11 protein-coding genes are annotated in these 26,587 nt (G+C 69.5%); 4 read left to right on the plus strand and 7 right to left on the minus strand.

All coding sequences use genetic code 11. The annotated features are described in order from the left end of the window. Positions 1 to 88: 88 nt before the first annotated feature. Both BLW75_RS03955 and BLW75_RS03960 read right to left on the minus strand, forming a co-directional pair. Positions 89 to 6,556: a type I polyketide synthase gene (locus BLW75_RS03955; RefSeq protein WP_091596719.1), complete on the minus strand. Its 6,468-nt coding sequence runs from the start codon at positions 6,554 to 6,556 to the stop codon at positions 89 to 91. Further along, positions 6,556 to 7,833, minus strand: a complete 1,278-nt coding sequence (locus BLW75_RS03960; protein WP_091596859.1) for a cytochrome P450 — start codon at positions 7,831 to 7,833, stop codon at positions 6,556 to 6,558. The genes BLW75_RS03955 and BLW75_RS03960 overlap by 1 nt, the downstream gene beginning before the upstream one ends. A 180-nt stretch (positions 7,834 to 8,013) precedes the next feature. On the opposite strand from BLW75_RS03960, the gene BLW75_RS03965 reads away from it, so the two are divergent. The 3 genes from BLW75_RS03965 to BLW75_RS03975 all read left to right on the plus strand — a co-directional run bounded on the left by BLW75_RS03965 (position 8,014) and on the right by BLW75_RS03975 (position 21,960). After that, positions 8,014 to 19,932: a type I polyketide synthase gene (locus BLW75_RS03965; RefSeq protein ID WP_158005402.1), complete on the plus strand. Its 11,919-nt coding sequence runs from the start codon at positions 8,014 to 8,016 to the stop codon at positions 19,930 to 19,932. Between the two features lie 18 nt (positions 19,933 to 19,950). Continuing rightward, positions 19,951 to 20,445: a TIGR03618 family F420-dependent PPOX class oxidoreductase gene (locus BLW75_RS03970; RefSeq protein WP_034317606.1), complete on the plus strand. Its 495-nt coding sequence runs from the start codon at positions 19,951 to 19,953 to the stop codon at positions 20,443 to 20,445. A 651-nt stretch (positions 20,446 to 21,096) separates the two neighbouring features. Then, positions 21,097 to 21,960, plus strand: a complete 864-nt coding sequence (locus tag BLW75_RS03975; RefSeq protein WP_034317666.1) for a phosphotransferase — start codon at positions 21,097 to 21,099, stop codon at positions 21,958 to 21,960. 10 nt (positions 21,961 to 21,970) lie between these two features. Here BLW75_RS03975 and BLW75_RS03980 read toward each other — a convergent pair whose 3' ends face one another. From BLW75_RS03980 to BLW75_RS42130, 5 genes are all read right to left on the minus strand, one after another. Then, on the minus strand, positions 21,971 to 22,741 hold the full coding sequence (locus BLW75_RS03980) for an aldo/keto reductase (protein WP_158005401.1): 771 nt from the start codon (positions 22,739 to 22,741) through the stop codon (positions 21,971 to 21,973). Between the two features lie 8 nt (positions 22,742 to 22,749). Further along, a complete protein-coding gene (locus tag BLW75_RS03985) occupies positions 22,750 to 23,973 on the minus strand; it encodes a JmjC domain-containing protein (RefSeq protein ID WP_034317600.1) in 1,224 nt (407 codons plus the stop codon). A gap of 13 nt (positions 23,974 to 23,986) precedes the next feature. Further along, positions 23,987 to 24,145: a hypothetical protein gene (locus BLW75_RS42690; RefSeq protein WP_167373466.1), complete on the minus strand. Its 159-nt coding sequence runs from the start codon at positions 24,143 to 24,145 to the stop codon at positions 23,987 to 23,989. Positions 24,146 to 24,261: 116 nt separating this feature from the next. Next, a complete protein-coding gene (locus tag BLW75_RS42125) occupies positions 24,262 to 24,588 on the minus strand; it encodes a hypothetical protein (protein WP_143055288.1) in 327 nt (108 codons plus the stop codon). A gap of 41 nt (positions 24,589 to 24,629) precedes the next feature. Next, positions 24,630 to 24,929, minus strand: a complete 300-nt coding sequence (locus BLW75_RS42130) for a hypothetical protein (RefSeq protein WP_143055289.1) — start codon at positions 24,927 to 24,929, stop codon at positions 24,630 to 24,632. Between the two features lie 247 nt (positions 24,930 to 25,176). Between BLW75_RS42130 and BLW75_RS03995 the strand changes: the two genes are divergently transcribed. Beyond that, positions 25,177 to 26,580, plus strand: coding sequence for a helix-turn-helix domain-containing protein (locus BLW75_RS03995; protein WP_091596727.1), 1,404 nt, complete (start codon positions 25,177 to 25,179; stop codon positions 26,578 to 26,580). Positions 26,581 to 26,587: the final 7 nt, after the last annotated feature.

The raw sequence follows: 26,587 nt of genomic DNA on the forward strand, positions 1-26,587 counted from the left end.
GTCACCCGCTTGAAGTACTCGACGAGCTTCGGGTCATCGGACATGGCTAGGCCCCCACGGATTCGTCGTCGTCACTGGCACGGCAGGTTCACCCACGGCCGAACTCCCGGTCGACGAAGTCGAACAGCTCGTCGACGGAGGCGGACCGCAGCGTGTCCTCCGCGTCGCCGGAACTGTCGCCTTCCAGCTTCGTCAGCAGGGCTCGCACACGAGCACCCAGCGTCGCGCGCACTTCGGCGTCCTCGTCCAGCTCGGCGACAGTCCGTTCGAGGGCGGTCAGTTGAGCCAGCGCGGGCGAAGGCGCCGGAGCGGCGGGAGCACCGGAATCGGCGATCTCCGTGCCGAGGTACCCGGCCAGGGCGTTCGCCGTCGGGTGGTCGAAAACGAGCGTCGGCGGCAGCCTGAGGCCCGTGACCGCGGTGAGCCGGTTGCGGAGCTCGACCGAGGTCAGTGAGTCGAAGCCCAGTTCACGGAAGGGGGTTTCGGTGGGCACCTCGTCACCCGACGCATAGCCGAGGACGGCCGCCAGGTGACTTCGCACGAGGGACACCAGCTGCCGTTCGCGCTGGGCCTCCGGCAGCGAACCCAGCCTCCGCCTGAGCGCGTCGGGCGCCTCGGTGGGCGTGTCCTGACGGCGACCGGCCGCCACCCGCCGGGCGGAGCCGCGCACGATGTCCCGGAGCAACGGCGGGATTCCTTCGCCCAGCCCGGAAATCGTGCCGAGGTCGAGACCGAGCGGGGCGAGCAGCGCCCGATCGGACTCCTGCGCCGCGTCCCAGAGGGCGAGGCCCTGCGTCGCGGTCAGCCCGCGGACGCCGGTTCGCCCCATCCGTGCCCAGTCCGCGGCGCTGAGGCCGCCGGCCATCCCGCCGCGCTCGTCGCCTGGTGCCCAGAGCCCCCAGGCGAGCGACGTGCCGGGAAGCCCTGCGTCCCGCCGCCACCTCATCAACGCGTCGGCGAAGGAGTTCGCGGCGGCGTAGGCGCCCTGCCCCGCGGCCCCGAAGATGCCCGCCGCGGAAGAGAAACAGACGAAAGCGGCGAGGTCGAGGTCCTCGGTGAGTTCGTGCAGATGCCAGGTCCCGTCGAGTTTCGGCCGGAGGGTGGCGTCGAGCTGTTCTTCGGTCAACGTGGCGACGACGCCGTCCGCGAGCACCCCGGCCGCGTGCACGACCGCGGTGAGCGGGTGTTCCGGTGCCACGGCGGCCAGCGCGGCCTCGACGTCGCCGCGGTCGGCGACGTCACCCTTGACGACCGTGACCCCGGCGCCGAGGCCGGACAGCCTGTCGATCAGGTCGCCGGCACCGGGAGTGTCGTCGCCGCGACGGCTGAGCAGCATGAGGTGCCGCGCGCCCCGGCGTGCGAGGTGTTCGGCGATCAGGCCGCCGAGCCAGCCCGTGCCGCCGGTGACCAGGACCGTGCCGTCGGGGTCGGGCTTCCGCGGCACGGTGAGGACCACCTTGCCGACATGCTTCGCCTGGCTGACGTGGCGGAGCGCCTCTCCCGCACGCCGGAGGTCGTAGTCGCGGCGCGGCGGGGTGGTGAGCACGCCGCGTCCGAACAGCACGGAGACCTCGGTCAGCATCTCGCGGACCCGGTCTTCGCCCGCGGACGCGACCAGGTCGTACGAGTGGTAGCGGACGCCCGGATGGGCCGCGGCCACCGCTTCGGGATCGCGGACGTCGGCCTTGCCGATCTCCAGGAACCGTCCTCCCGGAGCGAGCAGGCGCAACGACGCCTCCAAGAACTCGCCGGTCAGCGAATTCAGCACGACGTCGACCCCACGTCCGCCGGTCGTCTCCCGGAACCGGGTTTCGAAGTCGACCGTCCGCGAGGAAGCGATGTGCGCGTCGTCCAGCCCGAGCCCTCGTAGCGTGTCCCACTTGGCCTCGCTGGCCGTGGCGAACACCTCCGCGCCGAGATGCTTCGCGAGCTGGATCGCCGCGATGCCGACACCGCCCGCGCCGGAATGGATCAGCACGGACTCGCCTCGCCGGAGCCCGGCGAGATCGGTCAGGCCGTAGTACGCGGTGAGGAACGTGATCGGAACGGAAGCCGCGGCTTCGTACGACCAATCCGCGGGAATCGGCGCGAGCAGCCGGTGATCGGTGACCGCCACCGGCCCCATCGCGCCACTGAACACGCCGAACACGGCGTCACCGGGGCTGAGACCGGACACGCCGTCGCCCGTTTCCAGGACCACCCCGGCGGCTTCCGCTCCCGGCACCGCCTTCCCGGGGTACATGCCGAGTGCGACCAGGACGTCGCGGAAGTTCACCCCCGCGGCCCGGATCCCGACCCGGACGTCGAGCGGCCCGAGCGGTCCGAGCACCTCCGGACAAGGCAGGAGCGCCAGGTTGTCCAGCGTGCCGTGCCCGGTGCTGTCGAGGCGCCAGGCCGGTTCCGCCGGGACCGGCAGAAGCCCGTCGGCCGCGACCGGATGCAACCGCGGGATCAGGGCCGCCCCGGCCCGGACGGCGATCTGTGCCTCGCCGGTCGCGAGCGCGGCCGGGATCGCGTCGGCCACCGGGCCGTCGGTGTCGAGCAGCACGATCCGGCCGGGATGCTCCGCTTGGGCCGACCGCGCCACGCCCCAGACACCGGCGACCGTCAGGTCGATCCGGTCCCCGGCCACCGCGGCGACGGCCCCGCGAGTGGAAAGCACCAGCTTCGCGTCGGCGAACCGTTCCGCGGCGAGCCAGACGCGCAGCACTTCGGTGACCTCGGCCAGCGCAGCTCGTGCCGATGGCACCACCGGACCGTCCTGTGTGGACATCGGGACGGCCACGGTCTCCGGGACCGGCCCGCCCGCGGCGATCAGCGCGGCGAGCCCGGCGGCTCCCGAATCGAGCAGGACGTGTCCGCCGACGCCCGCCGCGGCCGGTCCGCGGGCGGGCACCCAATCCAGCCCGTACAGGGAGTCGTCGACGTCCGGCGCGCCGAGAGCCGACCGTTCGGCGACCGGTCGCCACGCGAGGTTCTCGATCGTGGCCACCGGTGCGCCCGCACCGTCGGCGAGGGTCAGCGCCACGTGCCCGTCGGCGCCGGTGACCCGCACCCGCAGCATCGACGCGCCCGCCGCGTGCAGGGTCAGCCCGGACCAGGCGAACGGCATGCTGCCGGAGCCCTGATTGATCGAGTCCAGGAAGGGGCCGAGCCCGACGGCCTGGAGCGCGGCATCGAGCAACGCCGGATGCAGACCGTAGCCGTCGGTCAGCGAATGGTCCCCTGGCAGTTCGATCTCCGCGAACAGCTCCGCATCCCCGCGCAGCCAGACCTTGCGAAGGCCGCGGAACACCCCTTCATACCCGAACGCCAGCACGACCTCCGGGTCGTCGTAATAGCCGCCGTCGAAGGGAATCGGCTCCGCACCCTCAGGAGGCCATTCGGTCAGCCCGTCGCCGGTGGGTGTGGTGTGGGCACTCAGCAGCCCGGCCGCATGCGAACGCCAGCCCCCGACATCGGCGCCGTCGGGCCGGGAGAACACCCGCACCGGACGGCTACCGGAGTCCAGCGGTTCACCGACCAGCACCTGGATCCGCACGCCACCCTCGTCCGGCAGGGTCAGCGGGGTCTCCATCGTGAGTTCTTCGATCACGTCGCAGCCGACCTGTTCACCGGCGGACAACGCGAGCTCCACGAACGCCGTACCCGGCAGGATCACCGTGTCGTGGGCGCGGTGACCGGCCAGCCAGGGCTGGGCCCGCAACGAGATCCGGCCGGTGAGCACGATTCCGCCGCCGTCGGCGAGGGTCAGTGCGGCGCCCAGCAGCGGATGTCCGGACGGGAGCAGACCTGCCGCCTGGACGTCGGCGGTCTCCGCCTCCGGCGCGATCCAGTAGTGCTCGCGCTGGAAGGCATAGGTCGGCAGTTCGACGGGCGAAGGCGCGACGGGGGCGAGGATCGCCGTCCAGTCCACCGATACGCCACGGGCGTGCAGCGCGCCCACCGCACGCAGGACTGCTTCGGCCTCGTCCCGGTCGGTGCGCACGGCCGGGATCGCGACCAGTCCGGGTTCACCGTCGGCGGGCACCATCGCGGAGAGGACCGCGGCCGGGCCGAGTTCCAGCAGGGTGGTGATCTTCGCTTCCCGCAAGGTGGCAAGGCCGTCGTAGAACCGGACGGCCGCCCTCGCGTGCTCGACCCAGTACGCCGGTGAGCGCAGCCGCTCGGCCGTCGCCGGTTCCCCGGTCACGTCGGACACGACCGGGATGGACGGCGGGTGGTACACGAGTTCGCCGAGCAGGGCTTCGAATTCGGCGAGCATCGGTTCCATGAGCGGCGAATGGAAGGCGTGGCTGACGCGGAGCCGCTTGGTCCGGTGACCGCGGCCGTCCCAGAGCCGTTCGAGACCGGCCAGCGCGTCCTCGTCCCCGGACACCACCACGGACTCCGCGGTGTTGATCGCCGCGATCGAAACCCGGTCCTCGAGACCGGCCAGATCGGGCAGAACCTCCGCTTCGGTCGCGTCCACCGAGACCATCGCCCCGCCCTCGGGCAGCGCCTGCATCAGGCGTCCCCTGGCGGCGATCACCCGGCAGGCGTCGGACAGCGACCAGACCCCGGCGACGTGCGCGGCGGCGATCTCCCCGACCGAATGCCCGAGCAGCTGATCCGGCCGCACCCCCCACGACTCGACGAGCCGGAACAGGGCGACTTCGAAGGCGAACAACGCGGGCTGGGTGAATTCGGTGCGGTACAGCAGTTCCGCTTCCGCCGAGCCGGTTTCGGCGAACATGATCTCGCGCAGTGGCCGGGACAGGTGCTGGTCGAGTTCGACGCAGACGGCGTCGAGCGCCGCGGCGAACACGGGGTACTCGGCCGCGAGCCGGCTTCCCATCCCCGGCCGCTGCGCGCCCTGACCGGTGAACAAGAAGGCGAGCGAACCATTGCCGGTCACGTCTTCGACGACGGCGCCGGTCGCCGCGCCGTCCGCATAAGCCTTCAGCGCCGTGGCGAACTCTCGGGCGGTCCTGCCGAACGCCACCGCGCGATGCCGGAAACCGACCCTCATGGTGGCCAGCGCGCCCGCGACGTCGGCGGGCGCGTGGCTTTCGGCGCAGGACGCCAGCCGGGCCGCCTGGCCGCGCAGGGACGCCCCGGTCTTGGCGGAGATCACCCACGGCAGCACCGGAAGCGACCCGGTCGCCGCCACCAGGGGCACCTCCTGGGCGGGCGCTTCCTCGATCAGCAGATGGGCGTTGGTGCCGCTGATGCCGAAGGAGGACACGCCGCCTCGCCTCGGTGACGTCGTCTCCGGCCACGGGACCGCTTCGGTGAGGAGCTCGACCGCACCCTTCGTCCAGTCCACTTTGGACGAAGGGGCGTCGACGTGCAGGGTCTTGGGCAGCTCACCGTGCCGCATGGCCATGATCAGCTTGATCGCGCCGGCGACCCCCGCCGCGCCCTGGGTGTGCCCGATGTTCGACTTCAGCGAGCCGAGCCGCAGCGGGCGGTCCGGCGACCGGTCCTTGCCGTAGGTCGCGATGAGCGCATTGGCCTCGATCGGGTCGCCGAGGGTGGTTCCGGTGCCGTGCGCGTCCACCACGTCGACGTCCTGTGCGGACAGTCCGGCGTCGGCGAGCGCGGCCCGGATGACCCGCTGCTGCGCGGGCCCGCTGGGGGCGGAAAGACCGTTGCTCGTCCCGTCCTGGTTCACCGCGGAACCTCGCAGCAGCGCCAGCACCGGATGCCCGGCGCGGCGGGCGTCGGACAGTCGTTCGAGCAGGAGGAGACCGGCGCCTTCGGCCCAGATCGCCCCGTCCGCCCCGTCGGCGAAGGATTTGCACCTGGCGTCGATCGAGGTCACGCCCTGGCCGCAGAACTCGGTGAAGGTGTCCGGCGTGGCCATCACGGTGATCCCGCCGGCCAGCGCCATCCCGCACGTGCCCTCGCGCAGCGCGCGAATGGCTTCGTGGATCGCCACCAACGAGGAGGAACAGGCGGTGTCGACGGTCACCGCGGGTCCTTCCAGGCCGAAGCAGTAGGAGATCCGGCCCGAGATGACACTCGAACTGTTGCCGGTGATGCCGTGCGGGGAGTACTCCTTCGACCCCTTCCACACCAGCTCGTAGTCATTGCCGGTGGAGCCGACGTAGACGCCGGTCCGGCTGCCGCGCAGCTCGTCCGGGGCGATCCCGGCGGACTCGAAGGTCGCCCACGCGACCTCCAGCAGCACTCTCTGCTGGGGATCCATCACGAGCGCTTCTCGAGGGGAAATACCGAAGAAGCCGGCGTCGAAGAGCGGTGCGTCGTGCAGGAAGCCGCCCTCTCGGACGTAGGAGCGGCCAGATCTTCCCGCGTCCGGATCCGGGTCGTAGAGCTCCTCGAGATCCCAGTGACGATCGTCCGGGAACGGCGTGATCGCGTCACCCCCGTCCCGGACCAGTTCCCACAGCCCGGACGGGGAGTCGATGCCACCGGGAAGGCGGCAGCCCATCCCGACCACGGCGATGGGCTCGTGTGCCCGGCCCTCCACCTCACGAAGCCTGTCCTGGGTACGCCGCAGTTCGGCCGTGACCTTCTTCAGGTACTGGCGGGTCTTGTCCTCTGTAGACATCAAAGCTCCAGGTTTCGGCGCGAGACGCGGACGGTCATCTTCCGCAGGCCGCGGACGACCACGTGGCGGCGGTACTCCAGCGAACCCTCGTCGACCTCGAAATCGGTGAAACGTTCGGCGACGGCACGGAAGGCGAGCTCGGCTTCGAGCTTGGTGAGACTGGAACCGATGCAGAAATGCGGGCCCGCGCCGAAGGCCAGTTGCATGCGCTTGGTGGTACGGGAGATCAGGAACCGGTCCGCCTCGGCGAATTCGGCCTCGTCCCGGTTTGCGGCGGCGAGCAGGAGGATCACCACGGTCCCGGCGTCGACGTCGAGTCCGGCGACCGTGGTCGGGCTCAGCGCGACCCTGGCGGTCAGCTGGACGGGGGCGTCATAGCGGAGCACCTCGTCGGCCATCGGCGCGGCCAGTGCCGGGTCCGCCCGCAGCAACGCCAGCTGCTCGCGGTTGCGGTGCAGGGCGAGGATCCCGTTCGTGATCAGGTTCGTGACCGACTCGTGCGCGGCGGCGAACAAGGTGACGAGCACGTTCGTCACCTCGTGCCGGGCGAGGGTCTGTCCGCGGTCCTCCGTCCGGATGAGGCTGGACACGAGGTCCTCGCCGGGAGCGCGGCGGCGTTTGAAGATCAGGTCCGCGAAGTAGGCGTGCATCGACGCGCACGTGCGGTCGACCACGGCCAGTTCCTCCGGTGAGAGCAGGCCCAGCCGCCGGAACCCGGCGACCAGCGTCGGGAGCTCGGTCGCCAGCGCGAGGTCGTCCGACCATTCCTTGAGAACGTCCACATCGGACATCGGGACGTCGAGCAGCTCGCAGATGATGCGAATGGACAGGAGATTGGCGAATTCACCGACCGCGTCGAATTCGTCCGCGCCGGCGATTTCCGCGAACAATTCATCGACGATGTTCTCGATCCGCGGGCGATAGCGCGCGGTGATCCTCGGGGTGAAGGCCTTGGAAATCAGCCGCCGCTGCCTGCCGTGGTCGCCGCCGTCCATGAAGAAGATCGAGTCGAGAACCTGTTTCGCGCCACTGTTCGGCACCAGGCCACGCAGGCCGGGCGAGTCCAGGGTGTCGTTGCCCATCGCCGGATTCCGCATCACGTCGAGACAACTCGCGTAGTCCCCGACGACCACCGTGCCGTCCGGCGTGACGAGCGGACTCGCGGCCCGCAGCCTGGCCAGGGTCGGATGCGGATCGATCCGCATGGCGGGGTCCAGCAGGACGTGAAGCGGATTCCCCGATTCCGCCACCCGTTCGCGTTCGTCGAGCGAAGTCATTCTCAGCGCCCCCGTGGTCGAGTCGATGGACGCCACTCTGCCCGCCGCGCCGCCGGCCGCACACCTCCGTCTTTGCTCCGCTCTCATGCTCATGACCTGGTAATACATCTGTTCTTCCGATGTGCCCGATGCACTCGGCGACCTGGCTCGCGCTTCGGCGGCGGCCGTAGTTTCGGAGCCATGTCTGGTGGGGAAGATTTCGCGCGGTCCGGATCGGTCGCGATCGTCGGCATGGCCTGCCGGGTCGCGGGAGCGGCGGACGTTTCCGAGTTCTGGGATGTCCTGCGCGCGGCGAGGGACCTGGTCACCGAGGTCCCGGACGACCGCTGGGATTCCGGCGGTGACGCCGGTTCGCGGTACGGGTCGTTCGTGGCCGGCGTCGAAGGTTTCGACGCGGCGTTCTTCGGCGTGTCACCGCGCGAGGCGGCGGTGCTCGACCCGCAGCAACGGCTTGCGCTGGAACTGGCGTGGGAGGCGATGGAAGACGCCCGCCTCGTCCCCGCCACCCTGCGCGGCCAGGACTGCGGCATGTTCCTCGGCGCGATGCGGGACGACTACGCCCGGCTGGCCCAGGAACTCGACGTGACCACGCAGCACAGCTTCACCGGCCTCCAACGCGGCCTGATCGCCAACCGGGTGTCCTATTTCTGCGGACTGCGCGGCCCGAGTATCACTGTCGACAGTGGACAGTCCTCGTCCCTGGTCGCCGTCCACCTGGCCGCGCGGAGCCTGCTCTCCGGCGAATCCACCATCGCCCTGGCGGGTGGGGTGAACCTGAACCTGGTCCCGGCGAGCGCACGCGAGGCCGAAAAGTTCGGTGGCCTTTCCTCCACCGGACGCTGCCGGACTTTCGACGCGGCGGCGGACGGTTTCGTGCGGGGCGAAGGCGGCGGCATCGTCGTGCTCAAGCCGCTGGACGCCGCGATCGCCGACGGCGACCGGATCTACGCGGTGATCGCGGGCAGCGCGGTCAACAACGACGGCGGCGGCGCCGGCCTCACCGTGCCGGACAGGGCGGCACAGGAAAAGGTCCTGACCCAGGCCCTCGAAAGCACCGGCATCACTCCGGACGACGTCGGCTACGTCGAACTGCACGGGACCGGGACCAAGGTCGGCGACCCGATCGAGGCGGCGGCACTGGGGGCTGTGTACGGCCGTCATCGGTCGGCGCCGTTGCCCGTGGGCTCGGTGAAGACGAATCTCGGACATCTCGAAGCCGCGGCCGGGGTGGTCGGGCTGATCAAGGCGACCCTTGCCGTCCACCACGGGGAAATCCCGCCCAGCCTGCACTTCCGCGAGCCGAATCCGCGGATTCCGCTGGAAGAACTGAAGTTGCGCGTCTGCACCGAAGGGATCGCCTGGGACGACGTCGAACGCGCCGCCGGCGTCACCTCGCTCGGGATGGGCGGCACGAACTGCCACGTCGTACTCACCACGGCCCCGGAGCCCGCACCGCGCACCGCCGTCGCGGGACCGCCGTCCGCGGCCTGCGTGGTCTCCGGCCGGACGCCGTCCGCGCTGCGCGCCCAGGTCGACCGGCTGCGTGCGCACCTCCTCGCGCGTCCGGAACAGGACTTCGCGGAGATCGCCTGGTCGCTGGCCACCACGCGGACCGCGTTCGAGTACCGGGCCGCCGTCGTCGCGGGTGATCGGGCGGAACTGCTGGCCGCGCTGGAGGAGGTGAGCACCGAGGTACAGGAAGCCGTCCCCGGCTGGTCCGCGGAGCTGCGGTTCGGTTCGGCGCCCGGCGACTTCGGCGATGTTTTCCCCTCGTTCACCACGGCGTTCACCGAAACGCTCGCGCTCTTCGGTGAACGGAGCGACAACGCGGCGGCCCGGACTTTCGCTTCCCAGGTCGCGATCCATCGCCTGCTGACGGACTCGGGCATCGAGCCGGAAACGGTTTCCGGCGAAGGGATCGGCGAGTTCGCGGCGGCGTACGTGACCCGGACGATCCCGACGGGCGAGCTGATCGAAGCGGTGCTCGCCGCGACGGCGGCGGAACACGCGGGCGAAACCGCCGTGCTCCTGTCGTCGAACGGACAGGAGATCCCGCTTCGGCCCGGCACCAGGGACTTCCTCGCCGCGGTGGCTTCCGCGTACGTCGAAGGCGCCTCCGTGGACTGGAGCGCATTGTTCCCGGGTGGACGCCCGTCGACGGTTGACCTTCCCGGGTACGCCTTCCAGCGTGAACGCCACTGGCTCGACACCCTCCCGGCCACAGAGGCGCCGTCCACGGCGGACACCGAGCGCACGATCGCCGGAGCCGTCCTCGGCCACGCGGCCGCGGTACTCGGGCTCGACGACGCGCCGCCCGGCCGCCTGTTCACCGAGCTGGGTTTCGACTCGATCATGGGAGCGGAACTGGCAAGGCGGCTCACCGAGGCGCTGGGCCTGACCGTGCCCGAGACCGTCATCTTCGACCACCCCACCCCCGAAGCACTGATCCGCCACCTGGGTTCGCTGCTGTCCGGCGACGAGCCGGAGCGCCGTCCCCCCGCCACGGTGTCGGAACCCGCCGAGGCGCACGAGCCGATCGCCATCATCGGCATGGCCTGCACCTTTCCCGGCGGGGTCCGCGATCCGGAAGGGCTCTGGCGGCTGGCCGCCGAAGGCACCGACGCGATCGGGGAACTCCCCCGCGACCGCGGCTGGGACGTCGACTCGCTCTACGACCCCGATCCGGGCAGGCAAGGGCATTCGGTGACCCGCAACGGAGGCTTCCTGTACGACGCGGCCGAATTCGACGCGGGGTTCTTCGGCATTTCGCCGAGGGAGGCGCTGACCACCGATCCGCAGCAGCGCCTGCTGCTGTCCGCCGCGTGGGAAGCGTTCGAGGACGCGGGCATCGTCCCGGCGAGCCTGCGCGGCAGCCGGACCGCGGTGTTCGCAGGCGTCATGCATCACGACTACGCGCCCCGGGTGCACACCGTGCCGGACGGACTCGAAGGGCACCTGATCACCGGGAACACCTCCAGCGTGGTCTCCGGGCGACTGTCCTATGTGTTCGGTCTGCACGGCCCTTCGGTCACGGTGGACACCGCTTGCTCCTCGTCGCTCACCGCGCTTCACCTCGCGGCGCGGTCACTGCGCTCGGGTGACAGCGATCTGGCGCTCGCCGGGGGTGTCACGGTGATGGCGACACCGGAGATGTTCGTCGAATTCTCCCGGCTGCGGGGCCTCGCCCCGGACGGCCGCTGCAAGTCCTTCGCCGCGTCGGCGGACGGCACGGCGTGGGCGGAAGGCGTCGGCGTGCTCGTGGTCGAGCGGCTGTCCGACGCACGGCGGAACGGGCACCGGGTACTGGCTCTGCTGCGGGGCTCGGCGGTCAACTCCGACGGCGCGTCGAACGGGCTCTCCGCGCCCAGCGGACCGGCGCAGGAGCGGGTGATCCTCGACGCGCTCGCCGACGCGGGTCTTCGTGCGTCGGACGTGGACGCCGTCGAGGCGCACGGCACGGGGACCACCCTAGGCGACCCGATCGAGGCTCAGGCGCTGCTCGCGACCTACGGCCAGGCACGACCGGCGGACCGTCCACTGCTGCTCGGTTCGCTCAAGTCGAACCTTGGCCACGCCCAGGCCGCGGCCGGGGTCGGCGGCGTGATCAAGATGGTCCAGGCGATGCGGTACGGAATGCTGCCGAAGCTGCTGCACCTGGACGAACCGTCCCGGCACGTGGACTGGTCGGCGGGCCGGGTCGAACTGCTCGCGGAGCACACACCCTGGCCGGACACCGGCCGCAAGCGGCGTGCGGCGGTCTCGTCGTTCGGGATCAGCGGGACCAACGCCCACGTCGTCCTCGAAGAGGCCCCGGACGAGCCCGAAAAGGCCCAGGCGACCGCTCCGGTCGTGCCGCTGATCCTCTCGGCGAACAGCGAAGAAGCGCTGAGTGATCAAGCGGATCGGTTGCGCGACCGCATCGCGTCCGACCCCGCGCTCGACGTTCACGACGCGGGTTTCACTTTGGCGAACGCGAGGACCCGCTTCGCTCATCGGGCAGCCGTGCTGGGAGGCGATCGCGAGGAGCTTCTTCGCGGTCTCGCCGCGCTCGCCGCCGGGGAGTCGACGGCGGAGGTCCTCACCGGTGCGGACAAGGCGGATCCGCGCCCGGTGTTCGTGTTCCCGGGTCAGGGCAGCCAATGGGTCGGTATGGCCAAGGAACTGCTGGACACCAGCCCGGTGTTCGCCGAACGCATGGCCGACTGCGGACGGGCGCTCGAACCACACGTGGACTGGCTCCTGCCGGAGGCCTTGGCCGACAAGGAGGCGCTGGAGCGGGTCGACGTCGTCCAGCCGGTGCTGTGGGCGGTGATGGTCTCGATCGCCGCGCTGTGGCAGGCGCACGGGGTGCGGCCTGCCGCCGTCGTCGGCCATTCTCAGGGCGAGATCGCGGCGGCGACCGCGGCGGGCGCGTTGTCCCTGGAGGACGGCGCGCGAGTGGTCGCGTTGCGCAGCAAGGCGATCCGCGCGATCTCCGGCCGAGGCGGGATGCTTTCGGTCGCGCTGCCGAGAGCGGAGGCCGGGCGCCGGATCGAGCGTTGGAACGGCAGAGTGTCGATCGCGGCGGCGAACGGGCCGTCGGCGACGGTGCTGTCGGGCGATCCGGCGGCGCTGGACGAACTGACCGCGGAACTCCGTGATGCGGGCGTCCGGACCAGGCGGCTTCCGGTCGACTATGCCTCCCATTCCGCCCAAGTCGAAGAGCTCCACGCTCCCCTGCTCGAACTGCTGGCGGAACTGGCTCCCCGGACGAGCGAAGTACCGTTCCATTCGACGCTGACCGGCGGCCTGATCGACACCGCCTCCCTGGACGCCGAATACTGGTACCGGAACCTCCGGAACCCGGTCGAATTCGACCACGTCATCCGGCGGCTGGCGGACGACGGACACGCGCTGTTCGTCGAATGCAGCCCTCATCCCGTGCTCACCATGGGATTGCAGGAGATCCTGGACGAGTCCGCGCACGAGGGCGTCGCGCTCGGCACATTGAGGCGAGGCGAAGGCGGCGTCGCCCGGTTCCGGCGCTCGCTCGCCGAAGCCGCGGTGCACGGAGCCGGAGTCGGGTGGGACACCGTCTTCCCCGGTGGCAGGCTCGTTTCGCTGCCCGCCTATCCCTTCCAGACGGAGCGTTTCTGGCTGACGCCGTCGACGGGAGCCGCCGGGTCGGCGTCACTGGGCCTGCGTGACGCCGGCCATCCTCTGCTCGGCGCGATGGTCACCCTCGCGGACGGCGACGGATCGCTGTGGACCGGCAGGCTTTCGCTGTCGAACCATCCCTGGCTGGCCGACCACGCCGTCAACGGCACGGTCCTCCTGCCCGGAGCGGCCTTCGCGGAGCTGGCCCTGCACGCCGGTGACCGGGTCGGCTGCCGCCGGGTGGACGAACTGGCCTTGGAAAATCCCCTGATCATCCCGGCCGACGGCGCCGTCGAACTGCAGCTCACGGTCACCGCGGGCGAACCGGGGCGGCGAGGTTTCACCATCCACTCACGGCCGGCGGATTCCGACGGCGAATCCGGCTGGATCCGCCATGCGACCGGATCCCTCACCACGCCCGCCGCACCAGGGCGGGGACTACGGGAGTGGCCACCGTCGGGAGCCGAAGCCGTCGACCTCGAAGGCTCTTACGCGCGCCTCGCCGACATCGGTTACGAATACGGTCCCGCTTTCCAGGGACTACGGGCTTTGTGGCGGCTCGGCGACGAGTTGTACGCGGAGGTCGCACTGCCGGGCGAGTCGGCCGAAGGATTCGGTATCCACCCCGCGTTGCTCGACGCTTCACTGCACGCGATCCTCGCCGGCGGGGCGGGAGACGACACCGTACGGCTTCCCTTCGCGTGGACGTCGATCGATCTTCACGCGACCGGATCGACAGTCCTCCGGGTGCACGTCACTCCGGCGGGCGACGACGCGGTCGCCCTGATCTTGTCCGACGGGGCGGGCGATCCCGTCGCGACGATCGAATCCCTCACCCTCCGCCACGTCGACCTCACCAAGCTCGCCGGACCACGGGTGAACCGCTCGCTGCAGCACGTGGACTGGATCCCGGCGGCGGCGGCCGAACCGCCTTCGTTCGCCGTCTTCGACGATCTGGCCGCGCTGCGCGCGTCGCTCGACGAGGGCGGGCAGCTGCCCGATCTCGTCGGCGTCCCTTGTGGACCGGAGGACGAGTCGGCCGATCCTCGTGCGGTCACGATCGAGGCGCTGAACCTGGTGCGGGACTGGATCACCGACGAGACCTTCGCCGCCGCGAAGCTCGTCGTGCTCACCCGGCGGGCGGTCGCGACCACGGTGGACGACGATTCGCCCGAAACCACCGGTTCCCCGGTGTGGGGACTGGTCCGCGCCGCGCAGTCGGAAGCGCCGGACCGTGTGCTGATCGCCGACCTCGATCACGAAAGCACACCGGAACAGGCATTCGCCGCGGGCGAACCGCAGGCGGCGGTCCGCGGCGGCCGGGTGCTCGTGCCCCGGCTCGTCAGGGTGACTGAACCCGCCGACCGGCGGGAAAAGGCGCTCGATCCGGATGGGACGGTGCTCATCACCGGCGGCGTCGGAAGCCTCGGCGGGCTGATCGCCCGGCATCTCGTCGCCGAACACGGGGTCCGTCACCTGTTGCTCACCGGCCGCCGCGGTCTGGGCACAGAGGGCGCCGGGGATCTGGTCGCCGAGCTGACCAGTGCGGGCGCGCGGGTGACGGTGACCGCCTGTGACGTCGCCGATCGGGACCGGCTGGCCGAGGTGTTCGACGCCGTCCCCGCCGAACACCCGTTGACCGCGGTCGTCCACGCGGCCGGCGTACTCGACGACGGCACGGTCGAATCGCTCACCGAGTCCAACGTGGACACGGTATTCCGGCCGAAGGTCGACGGCGCGCGGAACCTGCACGAGCTCACCGAAGGGCTGGACCTCGCGGCGTTCGTGTTGTTCTCCTCGATCGCGGGCATCATCGGCAACGCGGGCCAGGCGAACTACGCGGCGGCGAACAGCTACCTCGACGCCCTCGCCCACCATCGCCGCGCGGTCGGCCTGCCCGCGACGTCGCTCGCGTGGGGGCTGTGGGCGCTCGACACGGGGATGACCGGGCATCTGTCCGAGACCGACGTCGCCAGGATGGCCCGCCGCGGCCTGCTGCCCCTGTCCACCGAGCAAGGGCTCGCGGCGTTCGACGCCGCTCTCGCCGGCGCTCCCGCCCTGCTGGTACCCGCACGCCTCGACGTCACCGCGCTGCGCGACCAGCGTTCACCACTGTTCTCCGCGCTGGCCGCGCCGTCGCGGCGCGTCGCGGCCGCTGTGCGGGAAGCGAGCGCTGCCGGGCCCTCATTGCCGCCGGAACGGGACGAGGCGGCGATGACCGAACTCGTCCGCCGTACCGTCGCGGCGGTACTCGGCCACACCACCAAGGATTCGGTCGTGAGCGACCGGGCGTTCCAGGACCTCGGTTTCGACTCCCTCACCGGCCTGGAACTGCGTAACCGGCTCGGGCAGGCCGTCGGGCTGCGTCTGCCCGCGACCCTGGTCTTCGACCATCCGACCCCCGGCGCGCTGGCCGAGTACCTCGCGGACAGGTTCTGGGGCGACCAGGCACCACGAGCCGCCGTCAGCACTCCCACGACGGTCCGCGCCGTCGACGACGACCCCGTCGTGATCGTCGGTGTGGGATGCCGTTATCCGGGCGGGGTGGAATCGGCGCGGGACCTGTGGGAGGTGTTCGCCCAGGGCCGTGACGTGGTCTCGGAGTTCCCCGCCGACCGGGGCTGGGATCTGGCCGGGATCTACGACCCGGATCCCGAGACGCCGGGCAAGTCCTACGTCCGGCACGGCGGTTTCCTCGCCACGGCCACGGAATTCGACGCGGAGTTCTTCGGGCTGTCACCGCGTGAGGCCCTCGTGATGGATCCTCAGCAGCGGTTGCTCCTGGAGGTCTCCTGGCACGCGCTGGAATCGGCGGGGATCGATCCGGCCACGCTGCGCGGCAGCAGGACCGGTGTCTTCACGGGAATCATGGGCGGCGACTACGCGCTTCCGCTCGCCGAACTGCCGGAGGACCTCGTCGGCCAGGTGTCGGTGGCCAATGCCGGGAGCGTCGCCTCCGGCCGGGTGTCGTACGTATTCGGTTTCGAGGGTCCGGCGATCACCCTCGACACGGCGTGCTCCTCGTCGCTGGTGGCGATGCACCTGGCCGCCCAGTCCCTGCGTAACGGGGAAAGCGCGCTCGCCCTCGCCGGTGGCGCCACGGTGATGGCCACCCCGAAGCTGTTCGTGGAGTTCTCCGAGCAACGTGGCCTCGCGCCGGACGGGCGGTGCAAACCCTTCTCCGCCGACGCCGACGGCACCGCCTGGGCCGAGGGCGCCGGGATCGTCGTCATGGAGAAACTGTCCGACGCCCGGCGCAACGGCCACCCCGTCCTGGCGATCCTCAAGGGTTCCGCGATCAACTCCGACGGCGCGTCGAACGGTCTCACCGCGCCCAGCGGCCGGGCACAGCAACGCGTCATCACCGGCGCCCTCGCCGACGCCGGGCTGTCCACACAGGACATCGACGTGGTCGAAGCGCACGGCACCGGGACCACCCTCGGCGACCCCATCGAGGCGGGTGCGCTGCAAGCCACCTACGGCCAGGACAGGCGTCACCCGTTGCTCGTCGGTTCCGCGAAGGCCAACCTCGGCCATGCCCAGGCCGCCGCGGGAATCGCGGGTGTGCTCAAGATGATCGAGGCGATGCGCCACGGGACCCTGCCCGGGCTGCTCCACGACCGGCCCAGCGCCCACCTCGACTGGAACGACGCCGGGATCGCGCTGATCACCGAACCGACGCCGTGGCCGGTGTCGGACCGGCCGCGCCGCGCCGCCGTGTCCGCGTTCGGGATCAGCGGCACCAACGCGCACGTCATCCTGGAACAACCCGAGCCGGAAACCTCCGAACCCTCCCCGGAGCGAGGAGGTCCGCTGGTCCCGTGGATCTTCTCCGCGGCCTCGCCCGCCGCGCTGACGGAGCAGGCACGGCGGCTGGCGCGGCACATCACGCCTGGCAGCGATCCGCTCGATTTGGCGTACTCCTTGGCCACGACGCGTGCCCGGCACCGGTACCGCGCGGTGGTGCTCGGCCGCGACACCGACGATCTGGTGACCGCGCTTGCCGGCGCCGCCCTCTTCACCGGCGAGGTCACCGACGGACCGGTCGCGGTGGTCTTCCCCGGCCAAGGCAGCCAGTACCCGGGGATGGCCGGGCGGCTGCGCGAGGACCTGCCCGGCTTCGCCGAGGCCTTCGACGAGGTGTGCGCGGAGCTGGATCCGCACCTGGAACGCCCGCTCGCGGATGTCGTGTTCGCCGCGCCGGGTACGCCGGAGGCGGCGCTGCTGGATCGCACCGACTTCACCCAGCCTGCCGTCTTCGCCGTCGAAGTGGCCGTGTTCCGGGTTCTGACCGGATTCGGGGTACGGCCGGGGCTGCTCGCCGGGCATTCGGTCGGCGAGATCGCCGCCGCGTACGCCGCGGGAGTGTTCTCGCTTTCCGACGCCGCCGCGCTGGTGGCCGCGCGGGGACGGCTGATGCAGGCTCTGCCCGGCGGCGCGATGGTCGCCTTGCGTGCGGGAGAGCACGAACTCGAAGACCTGCTCGCGGAGCACGCCGGCCGGGTCGGGATCGCGGCCGTGAACGGTCCCGGCTCCGTGGTGATCTCCGGTGACGAGGACGCAGTTCTGGCACTCGCGGCGACCGTCACCGCGGCCGGTGGCCGGGCGACGCGGCTCGCGGTGAGCCACGCGTTCCACTCGCCGCACATGGATCCGATGCTGGCCGCCTTCCGGCGGGTTCTGGACACGCTGGATTTCCGCCCGGCGGAGGTGCCGATCGTCTCGTGCGTGACCGGCGAACGGCTCGAACCATCGGAAGCGAGCACCGCGGAGTACTGGGTACGGCACGCCAGGGACACCGTCCGATTCGGCGACGCGCTGCGCACGATCGCGGCCGAAGGCGCCCGCACCATCGTGGAAACCGGACCCGGCAACGCCCTCACCACGCTGGGGCAGCAGGCCCTCGCCGACCACGCGATCGAACTCGTGTCCTGTCTCCGACGTGGCAGGCACGAGACGGAGACGCTGGGCGCCGCGCTCGCGACGCTGTACACGCGCGGGGCCGACGTGGACTTCTCACCGTGGTACGAGGGCGGCCGCCGGGTGGACCTACCCGGCTACGCCTTCCAGCGCAGGCGCTACTGGATCCACCGGCGACAGTCCACAAAAGATCCGGTCGCCACCGAGCCCGTCTGGCGGCTCAGAAACCCCCGGGTGCATCCGTTGCCGACCGGGAACTGGCTGGTGATCGCCCCGCCGGGGGCCGGCCTCGACGAACGGGTCACCAAGGCGGAGCGTGCGCTGAGCGAACGCGGCTGCTCGGTGCGGCTCCTCCGGCACACCGGCTCCGACGGCTGGGCGGAACGGCTCGAGGAGGCCGCACCCGACGGCATCCTCTGGCTGGCGGGCGCGACAGCGGACGTGCTCGCGCTCGTCCAGGCCTTGGAGCGGACCTCGATCGAGGCACCGGTCTGGGCGGTGACCTCCGGCGCGGTCGCGACCGGGCCCGCCGACGCGCCGCCGGATCCCTGGCAGGCGGCCGTTTGGGGGCTCGGCCGGGTGGTCGCGCTCGAAGCCCCGCATCGCTGGGGCGGCCTCGTCGACCTGCCGCCGGAACCCGGCGATACCGACTGGGCCCACGTCTGCGAGGCATTGACCTGCGATGACGGTGAAGACCACTTCGCGGTGCGTGCGAGCGGGCTCCACGTGCGACGGCTGAGGACGCTCGAGTTCCCGGAGACCGGGACCGGCTGGCGGCCGTCGGGCACGGTCCTGGTCACCGGCGGGCTCGGCGCGCTCGGCAAGCGGGTCGCCCGATGGCTGGCCGGCCACGGCGCACCGCATCTGGTCCTCGCCGGCCGTCGTGGAGCAGAGACGCCAGGCGCCGAAGAACTGCGCGCGGAACTGACCGCGCTCGGCAGCACCGTGACGATCTCCGCCTGCGACGTCGCCGACCCGGAAGCGCTGCGGACCCTGCTCGCCGAGCATCCGGTGACCGGTGTGGTGCACGCGGCCGGGCTCCTCGACGACGGCGTACTGGACGCCCAGTCCGCGCGACGGCTGGAGACCGTGTTCGAGGTGAAGGCCGGCGCCGCCTGGCGACTGCACGAGCTGACCCGGGACCTGCCGCTCGAACAGTTCGTCCTGTTCTCCTCGATGGCAGGCACCTTCGGCGCTCCCGGCCAAGCCAACTACGCCGCGGCGAACGCCGCCGTCGACGCGATCGCCCAGCACCGGGCGGCGCTCGGGCTGCCCGCCACCGCGGTGGCCTGGGGGCCGTGGGCGGACGAAGGCATGGGGACCGCGGTGCCCGGCCAGAGCCAGCACGAAGGTGTGTCGGGCATGAGCGCGGAGACCGCGCTGGCGGCGCTGGACCGCGCGCTCGCCCGCCCGGTGGCCGTGCAGGCGGTCGGCGACGTCGACTGGGCGGCATTCGCCCCCACCCACACCGCGACCCGGGCCAGCCGAGTTTTCGACGAGCTGGTGGAAGGACGGCAGGTGGACACGACGGCCGAGACGTCACTGAGTGACCGGCTCGCCGGGGTACCGGCCGAAGAGCGCCGGACCATCCTGCTCGACCTGGTGGTGCGCGCGGTCGCCGCGGTCTCCGGGCACGACGACGACGTGATCGGCATGCACCGGCCGTTCCGCGACCTCGGGATGGACTCGCTCGCCGCGATCCAGCTCCGCAACCGGCTCAACGCGGAGACCGGGCTCCGGCTCGCCACCACCGTCGTCTACGAACAGCCGACCCCGGCCGGTCTCGCCGGGCACCTCGACGAGTGCCTGGGGGACGACCGGGCGGACGCGACACGGGCCGTGCTCGCGAAACTCCGCGAACTCGAAACCACCCTGTCCAGTGTGGACATCGATGCCGAGATCGCCGAGAGGCTCGAAGCGATGGCGCTCAAGGCGCGCCCGGCCCTCGCCGGCGACGACGACCTCGACTCGGCGTCGGAAGACGAACTGTTCGACATCATCGACGACGTCCTCGCCTTCGACGACGACGCGTCAGCCGCCTGAGAGAAGGAAGCAGGGAAAATGAGCGCTGGTACCCGAGAACCGCTGAATGCCGGCCGCCCGCACATGCCCGGCTACGGCACCGAGCAGGGTGAAGCCGGGCTGCTGCCCTGGTCCTGGGCCGACGACAAACTGCGCGCCACGATGAACTACTGGGTCGCGACCGTCCGGCCCGACGGAAGGCCGCATGTGATGCCGGTGTGGGCGGCCTGGGACGGAGAGGCGCTCTGGTTCGGCAGCACCCACACGTCACGCAAGATGCGCAACCTGCGCGCCGACCCCCGCTGCACCGTCACCATCGACGACGCGCTCGACCCCGTCGTCCTCGACGGCGTCGCGGACTTCGTCACCGATCCGGAAGCCATCGCCACGTTCGTCGAAACGGCCAACGCGAAGTACGCGTCGGCCTACAGCTACGACCCGGACGTCAACGCCGTCGTCGCGATCCGGCCGGCCTGGGCGTTCGGTATGCGGGCCGAGGACTTCACCGGCACGCCCACCCGGTGGCAGTGGTAGCCGGCTTCCCATCTCTCGCGACAAAGGGAGCATTCCTCGCGTCTCACGCGGGGACAGCGCGCGGGGGTCGTGAGTGATAAGTGTCGTTCTAACGCTCCTTATCACTCACGACCCCCGCGCAGACCTGCCCATATGAGCATCAACCGGGCATTCGGCCACGGGAACTGTCCTTGGTAGACGCTTAAGGGCAGAGCGAGTCCCGTCAGTTCCGCACGTCACCACGAAGGCTTCCTTGCGCGTGGCCCGCCCGCGACACCTTTGCCCTATCGCTCAATAGAACCGCCCTTGTTACTCACGACCCTCGCAGAATCATGCAGATTCCTGAATCGGGCACTTTTCGGGTCAGGAAGCGTCCCTTGTGGACGCCCCGAGCGTGATCGGGCCCCGAAGCTACGCCACGTTCGGCTTACCGTGAAGGCCTCCTTCCCTACCTTGAGAGTAGGGAAAGTCAAGTTTGCACTGAGGTACCGAACCACCGCTGACTGTTTCCGCTGTTCAGGGGCTTGTGAGCCTGGAGACTCGCCGCATCCATGCCCATCAGGCCGATTGGTATTACAGCCTGCGGCGTCACCGTGAGACAGACCCGTTGATCATGGCCGTCGAACCAATAGGGCGGCGGCCATGATCACACGGACTGATACCTTGAACGGCATGGCGGACGTCACTCTCAGCACTCCTCTCCAGCCACGTGACCTGCGTAAAGAGTCGGTGGATGAGGTGTTGAGTCGCGTCGAGGCCGGACTGGGCGTGGTGCTTGATCGTGCGACGGTGACGCGCAAGCGGCGCTCGGTCGGTGCCCGGAGCGATCGGGGTACCTGGGTGCGGATCGAGTTCCGTCCGCTGGCCAAGATCGTTGCCCAGGGGCAGGCCGCGGACGGCACGGAGGCCGCGAACCTGCTTAGTGACATCGCGAAGCCCGCTTGGTATGCCGCGCTGAGCTGGCACGCAGGTGATGCTCAGGTCGTCTGGCGTGCTGATGAGGTCGAGTTCGTCACCGATGCGCCCCTTCAGCGGCGGATGATGCGGGACGTGTCGTTGTCCGCGGCGTGGTGGGCCACGTTCAACGCCTCGCTGGATTCCCTCGCCGGCCAGCGCACGACCCGGATCGCTACCCCGGACACCGAGGTGATCACGCAATCCTTGGTCACACGCGAGATCGAGCGCGCTTTCCCTGGGCAGGTAGACAGCACGCTCACTGGCCCCTGGGTGCCCGCGCACGCGGATCTGAACTGGGCGAACCTGACGTGGCCCGGGTGCTGGATCATCGACTGGGAGGACTGGGGCATGGCGCCGCGCGGGCTGGACTCGGCGAACCTATGGGCCAGTTCGTTGGGGATCCCCGGGCTCGCTGAGCGTGTGCGGCAGGAACGACGTGCCGACATGGAAACGCGGCCGGGAATGGTCATGGCGTTGTTCTGCTGCGCGAAGATTCTCAATGACTCGTCGATTCCGGCCGAGCTGCGGGAAATCGTGACCCGCGAGGCAAGCGCGGTCGTCGCCGATCTTCAACGCTGATCGGTGTCCGTCACGATGCCGTGTTGATCAACTCCGTGTAGCGGGCGACCGCAGCAGAACTTACCGTCAACGTCGTCGCTGCGACGAGTTCGCGTAGGTGAGCGGGACTGCTGGTGCCGACCGCTACCCGCGTGACGCCTGGAAGCTCGTAAGCCAGCCGGAACGCTGCCTGCGGTGTTGAGCAGTCCTGATCGGCTGCCAGGAAAGCCCGCAAGTCCAGCTCAGCCCATGCCGTGTCAGCGGTGTTTCCAGCAAATGGGCTCATGCCCCATCGGTGGTGCGAAGCTACGCCGACCCTCTGGCACAAGCTCGTCCCCGCGTTGAGAATCGGTGCCGCCACTGACAAACCGGCTCGCAAGAGGACCACCTCTGGCCGAATGCCCGACACGTCGTACTCGACGGCGGCCACGACAGGCCGAGGATCCCAGGTGGCGACGCCCCAAGTACCGCACAACCCGGACTGGGCAGCTTCGCTCAGCACCGCGCAAGCGGCTGCCAACCTGTCGTAGGACTCCGCAGGGCCGAGCCCTGACAGTGCGAGTTCTGGGTTATGCAGGAACACGACGTCCGGGAGGTGGTCCAGCTCAGAGGCTGACCGCTCGACCGCCGCCCGAAGACGGGCGGGGTCGAGCGAGTGCACCGGGCGCTCACCGCTGCCGCCAGGGAAGTACCCCACCTTGGTGGACAAGGTGAACTCCCCGAGCAGGTCGGCCGCGGTTCGCGCGAGCGCCCGGTGCGTGGTGAAGCCCCGGTAGTTGTACGCGGTGTCGATACCGCGCACGCCGAGTCTTACGGCGTGTTCGAGTACGTCCCGGTCGGGATCAGACCGGTGCAGGCCGAGGACAACGCCTCGGTCAGCTCCGCACACACGCCCTCCTCCAGCAATGGCTCCGCGATCGCCGCCGCGTCTACCCCGGTCGTCGCTGTCACGTCGACGAGATCAACCGGATGCCCCGACAGCAGCTGCAGCAGCGCCGGTCCTGCCCTTTCACCAAAGGTGATTTTCTTCCCCGCTGCGCGTACCTCAATCATCTCGCCTTGGTGCTCGACCTGGGGCGGGAAGTCGGCAACACACAGCACTGTCGTCGGCGGACCGAACACTCCGCGCGTGGCTACCTGCCGTGGCGGATGTCGCTCTTGCTCCCGAAGGGAAAGGTACTCGCCGACCGGATAGTCAGCCACGAGTCGGCGGACCTCCGAGACGAGTTGATCTTGCTGGTCGGCCTCCGCGTCCGACCCGTTCCACCGGTCAAGGTCATGGCGGAACGGCTCGCGCTCGCGGCTACGGTCGGCTACCCACGTCAACCAGTCCACACCGGTTCGCTTCACGAACCCGAATGTCAAGTGAAGGCTGTAGCCCTCGCCCTGATCAGCGCGCGTGGCCTGATGCCAGTAGCCGCGCGGGATGTGCATGACGTCCCCACGACGCATAGTCCCGGACCACACGATGTCTTCGCTCGGCGCGGTATTGGGCTCGGCGTCTCGATACATTGGCACCGGCCTGGAAGCACCGCGCACTTCCCAGGATTTTTCGCCCGCGATTTGAACGATCACTACGTCGTGATCATCCCAATGCAGCGAGAACCCGGCCGCGTCGTTGGTGGTCAGATAGGTGTTTACCTGCACTACCTCTCGTGACCACCATTGCAGAGCACGGCAGGCGACCTCCATTGTCGGATCGAATGCGTCAAGTGCGTCGAGCACCACCGTGCATCCCGATTGTAACAATTGGCCGAGTCTGTCCATGTTGGCCACCGGCACCGCCTGCCCGCGTCGCGTAACCTGCTGAGTGAGGTAGGCGTCGGGATGCAACTCGGTGCCGTTCTCAAAACACCGGAATTGCGGCGGGGCCAAGCTGCGCCGCATGACGACGTCCAACAAGCGCTGCGGAGTCAACAGCTGCGAGCACAGCCCCGGGTCAGCCATGCTGCCCCGAGCGAACTCGACACCGAGCCCGCTCGGATCGCTCCACCCCAACGCCTTCTCGATCGACCGGACCAAATCGTGATCCATTGCCGCCGCCCTGTCAGGACGACTCGGGGATGTTCAGCCCGTCGCCGCCCGCGTCACCATGGCCATCCCCGCCCGCGTCCTGCGCACCATCGGAGTGCACAGCGTCCATACGACCTCGGACGGAGGACAACTGCTCTACTGCCACAACCAGACCATCGGTCTTCGATTCCACGAGAGTGCTCCTTTGCTTGATTTATTTCTATTCAAAGATTTGAAGCTAAGCAGTTTCGAACTGTGGAACCATTCCTCCTTTCTGTTGAAGTGGAGACGCCTTGACTGACAGGGCGACTAGACGTCAAACCAGCCGCTGTCGCGTTTTTCTCGGCTGGACTTCGGAGGCGGCACGGGGCGTGGCACTCGCTTCGGCAGTCGCGGCGTCGGCATTCGGATGACTTGCGTGTCTTGCTCAGTTGGCCATTGCGGGAAGCATTTCGGGCATTTGAAGCCGTCCATACTTTGTGTGTCGAGCGTGCAGACGACTCCACACTTGGCGACACCGAACAACTTCCCCGTGGCGCGCAGGCGGCTCTTCTCGCTCGCGACTTGATGCAAGACCGTGTCATGCAGCACTGCCCGCCATACCGAGGCGCCGCACTGGTCTTCCAGGTTCGCCATCCCTTCACCTGCAGTCTGCGACCTAAGGGCAGACCGGGTGCTCACGGTTCAACGAGGTGTCGGAGTGACTTGGGCAGCAGGCCGCAGCTGGCAGCGTTTTGCGGAGTCGCGGCGTTGCCGGAGGTCTGATTGTCGGCGTGTTCGTGTAGAACTGCGGCAAGCCTTTGCAGCAGTTTGGCGAACTCGCGTTGCCGATCTGGCAGCATCTGTCCGCTTGCCAGCTCGCCGACGACTCTCGGAACCAGCTGATTTACGGCTCCAAGCGCACGCAACAACCCCGCGGTTTCCAACGGCACCGTCGCGCCGCCAGCATCTTGGTCACCCTGCGTCGTTCCAGCCATCGCCTCGTCCTCTACTACGTCGTTGGGAGCACCCCGACGACCAGGACCCGGTCGCGGGCGGCCCGAGGGGAAGGGGAGCTCCGCCCGTGACCTGCGGTGGCTGTCGACCAGTCGTCGGGGTGCCGCCAATGACTTTCGTCCGTGGAAGAAGTGCAGGCCAGGGCGAAAATCTGGCGTTTTCCTTGCATCGACGGCTCTGACCTGCGGTAACGTGTTCACTTCGTGGCGTTACCGAGGGGAGACGGGAATGGGCGGTCGACGCACGCGGTTCGTGGGGGCCAGGAAGGCGGCCGGGTACACACAGGAAGGCTTTGCCTTTGCCCTAGACCTCGATCCCAGCACCGTCAACCGTTGGGAACGCGGCACGTCGGAACCGCAGGTTCACAACTGGCCGAAGATCGCCGAGCTACTCAAAGTGACGCCCGCTGAGCTGGAGGAACTTCTCCGGGAAGGTGTCGAGGCTACCGGCGATCTGGTCAGTGTGACGCAGGCTGCAACGGCCTCGCCGCCGACGATTCTGAGCAGCGCGAATGACCTCACGATGCGAGCCGCGCACTTCGGGCTGGTGTATGCCGCCTCACTACCAGCTACCGTAGAGGTCGTAGCCGAGCTAGGGAGAAGCGACATGGAGCGGCGGCAGTTCCTGACGGGCGCGATGTTCAGCGTGGCGGCATCGATCGCTCCAAGTCGCGATTGGCTGGTGGCAACTCTTGAGGAGGCCACCCAGACGCGCGGCCGGGTCGGATCGCCGCAGATCGAGACGATCCGGAAGACGTTCGGCATCTTCCAGGAGCTCGACGTGATGCGTGGTGGTGGTCATGCCCGCACGCAGCTGACGGCGTACTTGAAGCAGGTCGTGATCCCGCTGCTCCAGGAGAACGATCCGGAGACCGCCAATGGAGCCGAGCTGTACTCGGCGGCCAGCGAACAGCTCTACTTGTTGGGCTGGATGGCGTTTGACAATGGCGAACACGCGATTGCGCAGCGGTATCTAATCCAGTCCTTGCGTCTCGCCGAAGCGGCGATGAACGTCGAACTGGGAGCCCATGTTCTCGCCGGCCTTTCCGACCAGGCCACGCTGACGGGTCACCCTGACCACGGAGTGCAGCTGGCTCGAACCGGGATCGCAGGACTTTCGCGTGGTCACTCGCCCGCCTGCCTCGCCGACCTAAGAGCGCTTCAGGCTCGCGCTGAGGCTGCGATGGGCGACGGTAGTGCGGCAGCGAAGAGCGTCCACCTTTCCCAACAGGCATTCGAACAGGTCGTTACGGACGATGAGCAAGAGTGGGCACGCTTCATCGACGTCGCGTACCTCAACGGTGAGTACGCGCACGCCTTCCGCGACCTCGAACGTCCGGCAGAAGCTGCCCTGTTTGCGCAGCTGTCGGCGGACGATGCAGCCAGGCAACGCCGAGCGCGACGTGGGTCTCTGGCGAAGGCTGCCATGGCGCGGGCAGCCTTGTCTGAACACAACCTGGACAAGGCGACGGCGGTTGCGCTGGAAGCAACACACCTTGCTGTCACGGTTAAGTCGTCGCGCTCAACTGAGGCTGTAAATGACCTTCGTGACAGGCTCAAGCCACACCGGCGGTCCCCAGTCGTACAAGACTTCTTCGAAGAGACCGACCTGCTCATGGCCGCATTGGCGTAGCAAGGGA

Source organism: Amycolatopsis lurida, assembly GCF_900105055.1.
Taxonomy (GTDB): Bacteria; Actinomycetota; Actinomycetes; order Mycobacteriales; family Pseudonocardiaceae; genus Amycolatopsis; species Amycolatopsis lurida.

Bases quoted from the DNA above. Each gene is read 5' to 3' on its own strand.
- BLW75_RS03965 (WP_158005402.1), top strand. From the start codon at position 8,014: ATGTCTGGTGGGGAAGATTTCGCGCGGTCCGGATCGGTCGCGATCGTC.
- BLW75_RS03975 (WP_034317666.1), top strand. From the start codon at position 21,097: ATGGCGGACGTCACTCTCAGCACTCCTCTCCAGCCACGTGACCTGCGT.
- BLW75_RS42130 (WP_143055289.1), bottom strand. From the start codon at position 24,929: ATGGCTGGAACGACGCAGGGTGACCAAGATGCTGGCGGCGCGACGGTG.
- BLW75_RS03995 (WP_091596727.1), top strand. From the start codon at position 25,177: ATGGGCGGTCGACGCACGCGGTTCGTGGGGGCCAGGAAGGCGGCCGGG.
- BLW75_RS03955 (WP_091596719.1), bottom strand. From the start codon at position 6,556: ATGTCTACAGAGGACAAGACCCGCCAGTACCTGAAGAAGGTCACGGCC.
- BLW75_RS03960 (WP_091596859.1), bottom strand. From the start codon at position 7,833: ATGACTTCGCTCGACGAACGCGAACGGGTGGCGGAATCGGGGAATCCG.
- BLW75_RS42125 (WP_143055288.1), bottom strand. From the start codon at position 24,588: ATGGCGAACCTGGAAGACCAGTGCGGCGCCTCGGTATGGCGGGCAGTG.
- BLW75_RS03970 (WP_034317606.1), top strand. From the start codon at position 19,951: ATGAGCGCTGGTACCCGAGAACCGCTGAATGCCGGCCGCCCGCACATG.
- BLW75_RS03985 (WP_034317600.1), bottom strand. From the start codon at position 23,973: ATGGATCACGATTTGGTCCGGTCGATCGAGAAGGCGTTGGGGTGGAGC.